The 13,572-nt window shown below is 45.7% G+C and carries 12 protein-coding genes; all 12 read right to left on the bottom strand.

What is annotated here, in order from left to right; genetic code table 11:
- Positions 1-14 precede the first annotated feature (14 nt).
- Positions 15-677, bottom strand: coding sequence for a 16S rRNA (guanine(527)-N(7))-methyltransferase RsmG (gene rsmG, locus C2758_RS00060; protein ID WP_215328316.1), 663 nt, complete (start codon positions 675-677; stop codon positions 15-17).
- On the bottom strand, positions 670-2,595 hold the full coding sequence (gene mnmG, locus C2758_RS00055; RefSeq protein WP_215328312.1) for a tRNA uridine-5-carboxymethylaminomethyl(34) synthesis enzyme MnmG: 1,926 nt from the start codon (positions 2,593-2,595) through the stop codon (positions 670-672). Before mnmG ends, rsmG begins: the two co-directional genes overlap by 8 nt.
- A gap of 244 nt (positions 2,596-2,839) precedes the next feature.
- Complete coding sequence (locus C2758_RS00050; RefSeq protein ID WP_371817701.1) at positions 2,840-3,769, bottom strand: branched-chain amino acid ABC transporter permease; 930 nt, start codon at positions 3,767-3,769, stop codon at positions 2,840-2,842.
- A complete protein-coding gene (locus C2758_RS00045; RefSeq protein WP_215328310.1) occupies positions 3,770-4,690 on the bottom strand; it encodes a branched-chain amino acid ABC transporter permease in 921 nt (306 codons plus the stop codon). It abuts the gene before it with no gap.
- A gap of 17 nt (positions 4,691-4,707) precedes the next feature.
- On the bottom strand, positions 4,708-5,931 hold the full coding sequence (locus C2758_RS00040) for an ABC transporter substrate-binding protein (protein ID WP_215328309.1): 1,224 nt from the start codon (positions 5,929-5,931) through the stop codon (positions 4,708-4,710).
- Between the two features lie 22 nt (positions 5,932-5,953).
- The gene (locus tag C2758_RS00035; RefSeq protein WP_215328308.1) at positions 5,954-6,658 is read right to left on the bottom strand and encodes an ABC transporter ATP-binding protein; all 705 of its coding nucleotides are present in this window, start codon (positions 6,656-6,658) and stop codon (positions 5,954-5,956) included.
- Complete coding sequence (locus C2758_RS00030) at positions 6,655-7,440, bottom strand: ABC transporter ATP-binding protein (RefSeq protein ID WP_215328307.1); 786 nt, start codon at positions 7,438-7,440, stop codon at positions 6,655-6,657. The genes C2758_RS00035 and C2758_RS00030 overlap by 4 nt, the downstream gene beginning before the upstream one ends.
- Before the next feature lie 86 nt (positions 7,441-7,526).
- A complete protein-coding gene (locus tag C2758_RS00025) occupies positions 7,527-7,742 on the bottom strand; it encodes a DUF3717 domain-containing protein (RefSeq protein WP_215328305.1) in 216 nt (71 codons plus the stop codon).
- A 14-nt stretch (positions 7,743-7,756) separates the two neighbouring features.
- Positions 7,757-8,251: an SET domain-containing protein gene (locus C2758_RS00020; protein ID WP_215328303.1), complete on the bottom strand. Its 495-nt coding sequence runs from the start codon at positions 8,249-8,251 to the stop codon at positions 7,757-7,759.
- 5 nt (positions 8,252-8,256) lie between these two features.
- Complete coding sequence (gyrB, locus tag C2758_RS00015) at positions 8,257-10,755, bottom strand: DNA topoisomerase (ATP-hydrolyzing) subunit B (RefSeq protein WP_215328302.1); 2,499 nt, start codon at positions 10,753-10,755, stop codon at positions 8,257-8,259.
- An 11-nt stretch (positions 10,756-10,766) separates the two neighbouring features.
- A complete protein-coding gene (gene dnaN, locus C2758_RS00010; protein ID WP_215328301.1) occupies positions 10,767-11,882 on the bottom strand; it encodes a DNA polymerase III subunit beta in 1,116 nt (371 codons plus the stop codon).
- A gap of 265 nt (positions 11,883-12,147) precedes the next feature.
- Positions 12,148-13,572, bottom strand: a complete 1,425-nt coding sequence (dnaA, locus tag C2758_RS00005) for a chromosomal replication initiator protein DnaA (RefSeq protein ID WP_215328300.1) — start codon at positions 13,570-13,572, stop codon at positions 12,148-12,150.

Raw genomic sequence — 13,572 nt, 5'->3', positions numbered from 1 at the left:
AAAAATGTCGTGCTTTAAAGGGATAATTTTCTCACGGGGGATAAGACCAAAAGTCGGCGCTCCACCGCTAAATTCGGGATCTTTAGGGGCTCATCGGCCACCAGTCGCCATTCGTCCATGCAAACGTCCTGCAACTCTTCATCTGCGCGCTTAGCCTTCATGGCAAATACGAAGCCATTGGGCCTGAGCAGGGGCAAGGACAACTCTAAAAAATGGGCAAGATTGGTAAATGCCCTAGAAATCACCGCATCAAACTGCCCTGGCTGTGATTTGGCCACCGCTTCAACGCGCTCACTCAAGACCTGAATGTTTTTTAAACCCAGCTTACCGCGCACATGCTGCAAAAATGCCGTCTTTTTACGTATAGCCTCAATCAAAGTCAAATGCCACTCCGGCTGCAAAATAGCAATCGGGATTGCAGGCAGGCCACCGCCCGACCCAAGGTCCGCGATTTTGGGGTTTGGTAAACCCAGAAAACGGCGCATTACTGGTAAAACTGTAATAGAATCAATAAGGTGCAAATGAACAGAGTTCTTCTCGCCCTCAATTGCAGTCAAATTATGCACCTGGTTCCAGCGGCCCATTTCCTGCAAGAAAAGCTCTAAATCCGCGATATTGCCAGAGCTGAGATTAAGACCTAAACCCTCAATCCCCAAAGAGACCAGATCATTACTCATGAACTTCTTCTTGGGTGCGGCCTAGGCCTTTTTTAAGGTGGACCAACAATAGAGAGAGGGCTGCAGGCGTAACTCCAGATATCCTACCAGCCTGACCCAAGGTGCCCGGCTTATGCAGGTTGAGTTTTTGCTGCACCTCTTTAGATAGACCGACTACTTGGGTGTAATCTAAGTTTTCTGGCAGCGGAAAGGTCTCATTGTGCTCTTGCCGAGCAATCTCCACTGCCTGCCTCTCTATATAGCCTTGATATTTAATCGAAACTTCAACCTGATCACTAATTTGCTGCGCTAAACCTAAATCATCATCTAGCGTTCCTGGCGACCAAAGGCCCCCAGACAGGCTGGTAACTGCCTCATAAGTTATGCCCGGACGCCTTAAAAGGTCTGCCAAACTACACTCATGGGACAAATCTTGACCCAAAAGCTCAGAAACAGCCTTAGCTGACCCATGTTTTGGGCCAATCCAAATGTCTTGTAAGCGAGATGTTTCACGTGAAACAGCCTCTTGTTTCCTGCAAAACGTATCCCAGCGGTAATCATCTACTAAGCCCAGTTCACGACCAATAGTAGTAAGGCGCAGATCCGCATTGTCCTCTCGCAGGCTCAGACGATATTCTGCACGGCTAGTAAACATACGGTAGGGCTCTTGGACGCCCAAGGTAATCAGATCATCAACTAAAACGCCAATATAGGACTCGCTCCGCTTAGGCAACCAAGGCTCTTTACCTTGCGCCGCCAAACCAGCGTTAATGCCAGCAAGCATGCCTTGGGCAGCAGCTTCTTCATAGCCTGTTGTGCCATTTATCTGGCCAGCAAAGTACAGGCCTGCAATTGCCTTGGTCTCCAGGCTATGGCGCAAATGGCGCGGATCAAAGAAATCGTACTCAATAGCATAGCCAGGGCGCACAATTACCGCAGACTCTAGACCACGAATACTGCGCACCAAATTCCACTGAACATCAAAGGGCAGGCTGGTAGAAATACCATTGGGGTAAAACTCGTTCGTTGTTAGGCCCTCAGGCTCTAAAAAGATTTGGTGGCTATTTCTGGAGGCAAAACGGTGGATCTTGTCCTCAATAGAAGGGCAATAGCGTGGGCCAACCCCTTCAATAAGGCCGGTGTACATCGGGGAGCGGTCTAAACCACCCCGAATAATGTCGTGTGTTTGTTCATTTGTATGGGAGATCCAGCACGGCACTTGCCTCGGATGCTGCTCAGGTCGACCCAAATAAGAGAAGACTGGCACCGGATCCAAGTCTCCTGGCTGCTCCAGCATCACTGAAAAATCAATGGTGCGCCCATCAATCCGGGGCGGGGTACCAGTCTTTAATCTTCCCTGAGGAAGCTTCAACTCTTTCAGTCTAGCCGACAAAGAAACAGCGGCCGGGTCACCAGCTCGACCCCCAGCATGGTTATTTAAACCAACATGGATCTTTCCATCCAAGAATGTGCCAGCAGTTAGCACCACCTTTTTGGCCATAAACTTAAGGCCCATTTGCGTAACCACTCCCTGAACCTCATCACCCTGAACCAGCAGATCATCTACGGCGGCTTGGAAAAGGGTCAGGTTTTCTTGATTTTCAAGACGACGACGGATCGCCGCCTTATATAAAACACGGTCACCCTGTGCGCGGGTTGCACGAACGGCAGGGCCCTTACTTGAATTCAAGATCCGAAACTGAATACCCGCCTCATCAGTGGCTGCCGCCATAGCGCCACCCATAGCATCAATCTCTTTAACTAAGTGGCCTTTGCCAATTCCGCCGATTGAAGGGTTGCAGCTCATAGCACCCAAACTCTCAATACTATGGGTTACGAGAAGGGTATCGCATCCCATGCGCGCAGCCGCAAGGGCGGCCTCGGTTCCGGCGTGACCGCCGCCAACCACAATGACATCAAAGTTCTTTGAATAGCGCATGATTTGCCTCAGATAGGGCGATGATCATAGCATTTTGTAGGTTTCACGTGAAACAAATCCATATCTAAATAACAATATGCAGAATCATTATTATGTAAACTATTGATTTAATTGAATATTTATATAATGGGGGTCAAAATACACAGCGCCCAAATAAGCGCCTCACTTAGAGTAGAAAACGGAGGATCTTAAATGAGTACGGCGCCGAAGCGCCGCACTAAAAACTCATTAGACAAAAGCAGGCTTAGTTCTTGTTCTTAAAAAAGTGGGTGATTTCGCCAACAACACCACGACGGAAGGCCAAAACACAAATCACAAAAATGAATCCGGTTGCAATAGTGCTCCAGGATCCAATATTGGCTAGATAGTTTTGCAAACCAACCACAATGCCCGCGCCGACCACTGGACCAAGAATGGTTCCCATGCCGCCCAACAGAGTCATTAAAACAACCTCTCCCGACATATGCCAATGGACATCAGTCAATGTTGCCAACTGAAAGACTAGGGTTTTCAAAGAACCCGCGAGGCCCGCGAGCGCTGCTGAAATTACAAAAGAAATGAGTTTGAAACGATCAACGTCATAACCTAAAGAAACTGCGCGAGGTTCGTTTTCACGAATCGCTTTTAAGACCTGGCCAAATGGAGAGTGCACAGTTCGAACAATCAAAGCAAATCCGAGCAAGAAAATAACCAGAACAAAGTAATACATATTGACGTCGTCTTTCAAGTCAATCAAACCAAACAATAAGCCGCGTGGCACCCCTTGAATGCCGTCCTCGCCACCGGTGAATGGAAGTTGTACAGCCAAGAAGTAAACCATTTGGGAGAGCGCCAATGTCACCATCGCAAAATAAATTCCTTGCCGACGAATTGCTAAAGAGCCAATCAAAAAACCCAAAATACCCGAGCTCAGCACGCCAAACACAATTCCAAGCTCAGGAGACAAGCCAGCCTCTTTGCAAAGGTAGGCGGTGATATAGGCAGATGTTCCGAAAAATGCAGCGTGACCAAAAGAAAGAAGTCCCGTAAAGCCTAGTAATAAATTAAAAGCACAAGCGAAAAGCGCGAAACACAAGACCTTCATGGCAAAGACTAAATAGATGAAGTCCTGAAAAGGCATCAGCAAAGCAATTAAAACCAAAATGCCATAAAGCAATTTTATTTTTGAGCTCACTTATTTCTCCCGGCCGAAAAGTCCAGCAGGACGAATGAGCAACACAATTGCCATAATCACAAAAATAACCACACCAGATGCTTCTGGATAAAACACTTTGGTTAAGCCCTCAATCAAACCTAAGGCAAGGCCAGTCAAGATGGAGCCCATGATGGAGCCCATGCCGCCAATCACGACTACTGCAAAAACCACAATAATTAGATTCGAACCCATCAGTGGGTTAACTTGAAAAATAGGTGCAGCCAAAACACCAGCAAAACCAGCCAGGCCAACACCATAGGCATAGGCCAAAGAAATCATTAAAGGTACGTTAATGCCAAATGCCTGAAGTAGTTTTGGATTTTCAGTTCCAGCGCGAAGATAAGAGCCCAGCTTCGTTCTCTCAATTACATACCAAGTAAAGAAACAAACCACTAAAGAGGCAACTACTACCCACAAGCGATATTTAGGCAAAATAATGCCAATCGACTCTAATGGAATAACGCCTTGTAGTAATTCAGGGGCTGGATAACTCTCACCAGAAATTCCATACCAATGGCGGAACATGCCCTCAATAATCAGGGCCAAACCAAAAGTTAACAACAAACCATAAAGGTGATCAAGATGGTATAAGCGCTTGAGCATTGTGCGCTCGAGAATTAAACCAAAACCCGCCATCACCAAGGGCACCAAAATTAATGCAAACCAATAGTTAATTGAGAACTCAGGAAAGCCAAGCCATTGGCCAATTTGAGTCAAACCAATCCACGCAACAAAAGCTCCCATAGTGTACTGAGCACCATGCGAAAAATTAATGATGTTGAGTAAGCCAAAAATAATAGCAAGGCCCAAGCTCAAAATGGCATAGAAAGAGCCATTAATAAGCCCCACTAAGAGCTGGGCAACCAGCCCTTGTGGGGTAATTCCAAGAAGTTCAAACATGCTAATTAAAAAACTAATTACTTGTTAGTAACCAGCTTGCATCGTGACAATGAAAGTGGTTGTGTTGCCTCAGCAGCTGGAATCACAGCTTTGACGTTGTAATAATCCCAAGGGCTGGTAGATTCAGATGGCTTCTTCACTTCTAGCAAGTACATGTCATGCTCAAACTTACCGTCAGCACGAATTTTTCCTTTAAACAAACCGTCGTCAATATTGGTGGATTTCAAAACCTTCATTACCGCTTGAGTATCATCAGAGCCCGCCTTCTGAACTGCAGCCAAGTAAGCAAGGACCGAAGAATAAACACCGGCTTGAACGCTGGTCGGCATACGCTTATGTTGCAGAATAAAACGTTTGGCGAACGCACGTGTCTTGTCATCTTTATCCCAATAGAAACCTTCGGTTAAGTACATACCTTGAGCAGCATTCAAACCCAAAGAATGAACATCTGAAATAAACATCAACAAAGGTACAACGGTTTGCTTTTTGTTGATGCCAAACTCGGAAGCCTGCTTAACAGAGTTAATTGTGTCTTGGCCCGCATTTGCCAAGGCAACAACATCTGCGCCACTTGCTTGGGCTTTTAGGAGATATGAAGAGAAGTCGCTATTCGGAAATGGGTGCTTACTGGTTCCCAATACCTTGCCACCGTTAGCATTAATAACGTTCGTCGCGTCTCTCTCCAAGGCGGCACCAAAAGCATAGTCAGCAGAAAGGAAGTACCAATTCTTTTTACCCTGCTTTACAACAGCCTTGGCAGTGCCGTTTGAAAGCGCATAAGTGTCATAGGTCCAGTGCACGTTATTAGCAGTACATTTTTCATTAGTGATTGGCAAAGAAGCTGCGCCAGACACCAAAGTGATCTTGTTCTTTTGTTCTGCTACTTCCATTACGGCGAGCGCAACGTTGGTGGATACCAATTCAACAATCACATCCACACCATCTTTGTCGTACCACTCACGCGCTTTGTTAGCAGCAATATCCGCCTTATTTTGATGATCAGCACTAAGCAACTCAATCTTCTTACCAATAACCGTGCCATCCTTTGAAAAATCGGCAATAGCCATTTTTGCTGCAATCACAGCACCGGGGCCGGCGAGATCAGAGTAGATTGAAGATAGGTCGGTCAAAACACCAATCTTGACTACGTCACCACTGACTTTAGCGGTTTGTGAAAATGCTGGGTTTGAACCAAAAAAGGTTGCCGCCACCAGGCATGCGGTAATTTGCTTTAACTTCATTTATGTCTCCTATAAATAGCCACTAAACACCAAGATACTCATTTAATAAACTTGCTTTTTCCGTAAGCTCATTTTGATTGACAACCTCAACTACATTGCCGTGCTCAACCACATAATGCCGATCAGCCAAAGGGGCGGCGAAGCGGAAGTTTTGCTCCACCAACACAATCGTGAAACCCTTGTTCCGCAAATTGGTAACCACCTCTCCCAACTTTTGAACAATCACTGGCGCCAAACCTTCGGTAATCTCATCCAACAACAACAGTTTTGCGCCCGTTCTCAGAATGCGTGCCATTGCGAGCATTTGCTGCTCACCACCCGACAGCCTTGTGCCAGGGCTGTTGCGTCGCTCGTACAAGTTAGGAAACATTTCATAAATTTCATCTAAGCCCATGCCGCCAGAAGCAATGTCTGGCAAGAGCAACAAATTCTCCTCAGCACTTAGGCTGGCAAAGATACCACGCTCTTCCGGGCAATAACCAGCACCCAAGCGGGCAATTTTGTAGGTTGGCATTGCAATGGTTTGGTTGCCATAAATTTCTACCGAACCCGTTCTTTTACTAGTCAGGCCCAAAATGGTTTTTAAGATAGTGCTGCGACCAGCACCATTGCGACCCAGAAGAGTAACCACCTCACCATCACGAACAGCAAAATTCACACCATGAAGAATGTGGGACTCACCATACCAAGACTCGAGGTTTTTAACCTCCAACGCCATCGTACTCATGTGCCATCACTCCCATGACTGCCCATGTAAGCCTCAACTACTAAGGGGTTATTGGAAACCTCTTGGTAGGAACCTTCAGCCAGCACAGACCCTCGCTGCAATACTGTGATGCGGTCTGCTATAGAGGAAACGACCTTCATATTGTGCTCAACCATCAAAATGGTGCGGCCTTTAGCAACCCGATCGATTAGCTCGGTAACGCGCTCAACATCCTCGTGCCCCATGCCCTGTGTTGGCTCATCCAACAACATTAATTCGGGCTCCATTGCCATGGTGGTGGCAATCTCTAAAGCTCTTTTGCGACCATAGGCTAGGTTTAGCGTTTCTTCGTGGGCAAAGTCTGCCAAACCGACCTCTAACAAAAGCTGTTCAGCGCGCTCATTGAGCACGTTTAGCGAGTTTCCAGACTTCCAAAAGTGAAATTCGGTGCCCAATCCTCGCTGCAGTGCAACACGAACATTCTCTAAAACGGTAAGGTGTGGAAAAACAGCTGAAATTTGGAATGAGCGGACAACCCCACGACGCGCAATTTGGGCTGGTCGTTCTTTGGTAATGTCGAAGCCATTAAATAAAATCTGGCCACTGGAGGGCTCTAAAAACTTGGTAAGGAGGTTAAAACAAGTTGTTTTGCCGGCACCATTGGGCCCAATAAGGGCGTGAATGGTTCCCCGAGCAACATCTAGGTTGACATCGCTTACCGCGGAAAAGCCTTTGAACGTCTTTCCAAGGCCAATTGTTTTTAATATTGTTTCTTGCAAACTCAAATCCTTATACCCATCCATAGGCAAGAGTTTGAGAATACCCTAAGCGAGGGCCGACTAATATAGCGATAACCCTAAAAACATTCAGGGCGTAATGATTAATTCGTCTAGGTATTGTTTAAAAACTTTTGGATTGCCAATCTTGCCATCTCATCCAAAACATCCACAGGAACCCTTTGCGCCCCCTGAACAATCATAAGAGCATATGGCTTAGCAAGAGCGGCAGCCTCTGGACACAAGTGAAGCTCTTCACCAATTGCGGGCGATTGGCTGCGCCAATAATTAATGGCAGCCTCTAAATCCTGAATGGTAATGAACAGCATATTGAAAAAAGAATTTACTTCTTATCGAGAGACAACATGGTGCCTCGACATTTTTTGGCGCCACAACGGCACTCATAATCTTTTTTCATTTGTTTGGTAAGGCGACCATCAACCCCAAGGGAGTAGTCATAAAAAAGCTCCTCACCCACCTTAAGGTCTCTTTTGGCGTAGATAAACACACGGGGCTCGCCACCGAAGCTATCCTCCTGAGTTTCACAAATTGGCTTACATGAATGGTTAATCCAGCGAGCAGCGTTTCCACCATACTTCGCATCAATACAGCGGCCATCTTCTAGTGAAAAGTAAAAGGTGTGGTTTGGGTCTTTTGGGTTGTGCGGGTGGCGCTTTTCTGCCAACTTCCAACTAATTATCTCGCCTTTGTACTCAATGATCGCATCGCCCTTTTTAATCGGCTTCGCAACAAAAACACCTTTTCCATGAATTGGTGAAGACTTAACAACAATGCGTGAGCGATCAATTTTTGGGACTGCTAATTTCTTTTTACCCATTTAAATCAAACATCCAAATTGCGCGCAATTAAGGCATTTTTTTCAATAAAGGCGCGGCGCGGCTCAACCTCATCACCCATTAGGGTAGTGAAGACCTGGTCGGCAGTAATCGCATCTTCAATTTTGACTTGGAGTAAGGTGCGTGATCCTGCGTCCATTGTGGTTTCCCACAACTGCGAGGGATTCATCTCGCCAAGGCCTTTATAGCGCTGACGACTAAGAACGCGCTCAGCCTCAGAAAGTAGCCACGCAAAGGCAGTCCTAAAGTTTTGAGTCGATTGCTCTTTTTGGTTTTTGTCTGGGTCTCCGCGGCGCACCTTCGAGCCCGGCAACACCTTGCCAGATAAAACCGCAGCCGCATTGGCCAAGCTTTGATAGTCATCTCCATGAACAAAATCGGAGTTAATAGCCGATAGTTTCAGATTGCCATGAATCCGGCGAGATAAAAGCAACTTGTAGCGATCTGTGCGCTCTTCTTTTTGAACAGTGATTTCAGGTGGAAGCGCTAGTGGGTTTAAGGATTCTGCGAGCGCAACGCGCAAGCGCTCAGCAGATTCTTGGGCTGACTTTTCTGTATCTAAATTTAATTGGGTGCCAGAGGCAATGGCGCGCAAAGCGTCTTCGTCAATAGTTCGTGATAGGCGATCAACAATAGACTGAATCACTTGATAGTGTTTGGCCAACTCGTCCAATGCGGCGCCCTCAATGATTTCACCCGTGGGGGTTTGGAGTGATGCTGACTCAAGGGCAATTTTCAAAAGCAATTGGTTGAGTTCGGCGTCATCTTTAATATATTGCTCATTCTTGCCAAACTTGACCTTGTATAAAGGTGGTTGAGCAATATAGATGTGGCCTCGTTCAATTAACTCTGGCATCTGTCTATAGAAGAAGGTGAGTAAAAGCGTACGTATGTGGCTTCCATCTACGTCCGCGTCGGTCATGATGATAATGCGGTGATAACGGAGTTTGTCGGCCTTATATTCTTCAGCGCCGATGCCGGTCCCAAGCACAGTAATTAAAGTAACCACCTCTTGGCTTGCCAGCATTTTGTCGAAGCGCGCCTTCTCCACATTCAAGATTTTTCCTTTGAGAGGAAGAATCGCCTGGAAGCGACGATCTCGTCCCTGCTTTGCAGAGCCGCCCGCGGAATCTCCCTCGACAATAAACAACTCTGATTTTGTGGGGTCCTTTTCTTGGCAATCTGCCAACTTTCCAGGGAGCCCCAGGCCATCTAAAACACCTTTGCGACGAGTCATATCGCGAGCTTTGCGGGCTGCTTCGCGAGCGCGCGCAGCATCTACAATTTTTCCGCACAAAATCTTAGCGTCAGCTGGGCGCTCTTGTAAATACGCGCTCAGAGCCTCAGCAACAATCTCCTCTACTGGGCCACGAACCTCACTAGACACCAACTTGTCTTTTGTTTGGCTTGAGAACTTTGGCTCTGGGACTTTGACAGACAATACGCAAGCAAGGCCTTCACGCATATCGTCGCCAGAAATTTCTACCTTCGCTTTTTTTGCAACCTCGTGCTCATCAATGTATTTGTTGATCACGCGTGTCATGGCTGCACGCAATCCTGTTAAGTGGGTACCGCCGTCACGTTGAGGGATGTTATTGGTAAAACACAAAACTTGCTCACTAAAACTATCGTTCCATTGCATTGATACTTCAGCCGTGATGTTGCCACCCAAATCTGATGGGCGGATACCTTCGGCGTAAAAAATATTAGGGTGCAAAACGTTTTTTGTTTGGTTGATGTATTCAACAAAGCCCTTTACACCACCAGAAAACGCAAAATCTTCTTCTTGACCAGAGCGTTGATCAATTAGTTTGATGTGAACGCCATTATTTAAAAACGAAAGTTCGCGGATACGCTTAACCAGTATTTCATAATGAAACTCGACGTTTCCAAAAATAGTTTCGTCGGCTAAAAAGTGAACCTCTGTGCCAGACAGGGTTGTGTCACCAATAACAGTGATTGGCGATGTAGCAACCCCATTTTCTTCTTGAATGTTGCGATTTTGAATAACGCCACGCGCGAACTCCATGTAATGCGCTTTGCCATCGCGACGAATGGTCAGCTTTAGCCATTTAGAGAGTGCGTTTACGCAACTAACACCTACGCCATGTAAACCACCGGAAACCTTATAACTATTTTGATCAAACTTACCACCGGCATGCAACTCCGTCATCACAATTTCTGCAGCACTTCTTTTTGGCTTGTGCTTGTCGTCGTATTTAATGCCTGTTGGAACACCACGGCCGTTATCGACTATAGAAATGGAATTGTCAGTTTGAATGACAACGGTAATTTCAGAACAATAGCCCGCAAGCGCTTCATCAATCGAGTTATCTAAAACCTCAAAAACTAAGTGGTGTAAGCCTGTGCCATCAGAGGTGTCTCCAATGTACATTCCTGGACGTTTGCGAACAGCCTCAAGACCTTCTAAGATTTGAATTGATGATGCACCATACTGCTCTACTACTTTTTTTTCTTCAGTCATTTTTTTCTAAATTAAATACGCATCGGCATCACAACATACTTAAAGTCCTCAGAACCAGGCAAAGTAATAACCGCACTACTATTGGCATCACCTAAACTAATTTGAATTTTTTCATTCTTCAAGTTTGACAAAACATCTAACAAATAACTTACATTAAAGCCAATTTCAACCTCATCACCACTGTATTCAGTTTCAATCTCTTCTTGCGCCTCTTCTTGCTCAGCGTTGGTTGATTGAACCGTGATTCGGTTTGGTGATAAAGAAAAACGTACGCCTTTAAATTTATCAGTTGTTAAAATTGCGGCGCGCTGTAGTGCGGATTGCAAAACATCTCGCCCAACAACCAGTGAGTTTTTGTGGCCCTTGGGTATTACTCTTTGAAAGTCAGGAAATTTTCCTTCGACTAGTTTTGAAATTAACTCGATATCGCCGAAAATAAATTTCACTTGATTGGATGTAAGGCTCATTTCCAGCATCTCATCCGAATCTTCTAGCAGGTGCTGACACTCAAGAATAGTTTTACGAGGAATGATGATTTCTTGTCTTTGCCCAGAACCTACTGGAGCCTCTGACAGCTCAACTTGAGAGTACGCCAAACGATGACCATCAGTAGCCACAGCAATTACTTGTTTGCCATCAATAACCAACAACATCCCATTAAGGTAATAACGAATATCTTGTTGAGCCATGGCGAAATGAACCTGACTAACCAGCTGGCGAAAGCTCTTTTGAGTCATCCTCCAACTCGCCGTTACCTCACCAACGCTCTGCATAACAGGAAACTCGGATGCAGAGAGGGTTTGTAAAGAAAAGCGGCTTTTACCACTCTGTACAACCATTTTATTGTCTTTAAGGTTTAAGGCTACAGGCCCTTCTGGAAGTGCTCGCAAAATATCAAGTAGTTTTCTTGCGGCTACCGTTGTTGTCACGTCTTCTGCACCAACACCAAAACTGGCGTTAGTTGTAATTTGAATCTCTATGTCAGTTGAGATGAACGACACCTTGTCACCCTGTTTTTTAAATAACAAGTTTGCCAAGATCGGCAAAGTGTGTCGACGTTCAACAATGCCACTAACAACCTGAAGTGGTTTTAATAAACTATCCCTTGAAGTGTTTACGAGTTGCATTGCTTTTAAATCCTTGTATATATCTTATTAGTAATAGTAATAAGGCTTGTTATTTTGGTGGATAAGTCAAAAACCTTATATAAAACAACCCATTAAGACGAAAAAATCCTGTGGAAAACCCCTGTATAAACCGTGCATAAATCTTGGATAACTTTTTATGAACATCCTATTTTTGCATGAACCGCCATCTTTCCACAATTTATCCACACACAATCCACAAACTTATTCAATGAGCTATCCACAACCTTATCCACAGGCAAAAAACCTAAGACTTTAGGGTTTGCTCAATAACGTGGATTTCATGGTTAAGTTGTCCGTCGTGTGAGCGCTCTTCGCCAATCTTCCGAACGGCGTGTAAAACGGTTGTATGGTCCCGCCCCCCAAATAACTCACCAATTTCCGGGAGACTTTTTTGGGTCAACTCTTTTGCCATAAACATAGCGATTTGCCTTGGGCGAGCTATGTTTGCTGGACGCTTTTTTGAATACATGTCGGCAACTTTGATGCTGTAAAAGTCGGCCACTGCTTTTTGTATATTGTCGACTGAAATTTGCCGATTTTGTATTGACAAAAGATCTTTTAAGGCCACGCGAGCCACCTCAATCGTGACCTCTTTGCCGTGGAAACGAACAAATGCCAATATCTTCCTTAGCGCCCCTTCCAGCTCCCTCACATTAGATCTAAGGTGTTTGGCAACAAAAAAAGCAACATCTTCACTCATTGGGATGCCTTCGCTCAGGGCCTTTTTCATTAAGATGGCAACCCGCATTTCTAGCTCTGGCGGTTCAATGGCCACTGTTAAGCCGGAATCAAATCGGGAAATAAGGCGGTCATCAATCCCAGCCATCTCCTTTGGGTAGGTGTCGCTTGTGATGATGACCTGAGCTTTGTTGCCCAAAAGCGCCTCAAAGGCGTAAAAAAACTCTTCTTGAGTCCTAGATTTGCCGCTAAAAAATTGAATGTCATCAATCAGTAGCAAGTCTAGGGAGTGGTAGTAGCGCTTGAAGCGATCAAAAGCCTTTTGTTGATAAGCTCTAACCACATCAGAGACATACTGCTCGGCGTGAATATATCGAATCCGGGCGCCAGGCTTTTCTTTTAGAAGGTGGTTCCCAATTGCATGAATTAGGTGGGTTTTACCCAAACCCACCCCACCATATAAAAACATGGGGTTATAGGAGGTTCCCGGGTTGTGGGCAACCTGGATCGATGCAGCCCTAGCCAATTGATTTGCCTTACCAGTAACAAACGTATCAAAGGTAAGGTTGGGGTTCAGTTTAGAGTGATCTTCAATCTCAAAAGCCTGCTCCTCAGTGGAGTTGTTGTCCGCGATCACTTTAGGCTCTGGCTGCACTGGCAGTTCCCGGCTTGTGTTGGGCGGCACTGTTTGGGCGCCCAACCCCTCAACACTGAGCACAAAACTGAGGTTGATTGGATGACCAAAATATTGGTCTGCCAACTCTTGAAGGCGATCAGAAAAGGTTTTCTTAATCCAGTCTAGTTTAAATCTATTCGGCGCTCCCACGACGAGTGATTGCTCACTTTCATCGAAAGAAACCAAGCTCAGGGGTTGGATCCAGGTTTTAAATTGTTGGGGGGAAAGCTCGCGAGCAAGCGCGCCAAGCGCGCCGTCCCAAAACCCCAGTGGGCTGAGTGAATTCAAAGTAATAGGGTTCTGTAGGTTGCTCAT

It is taken from the genome of Polynucleobacter sp. AP-Sving-400A-A2 (assembly GCF_018688155.1).
GTDB lineage: Bacteria > Pseudomonadota > Gammaproteobacteria > Burkholderiales > Burkholderiaceae > Polynucleobacter.
Note: the sequence above shows the minus strand (reverse complement) of the source record. Positions and strands in the feature narration are given on the sequence as shown.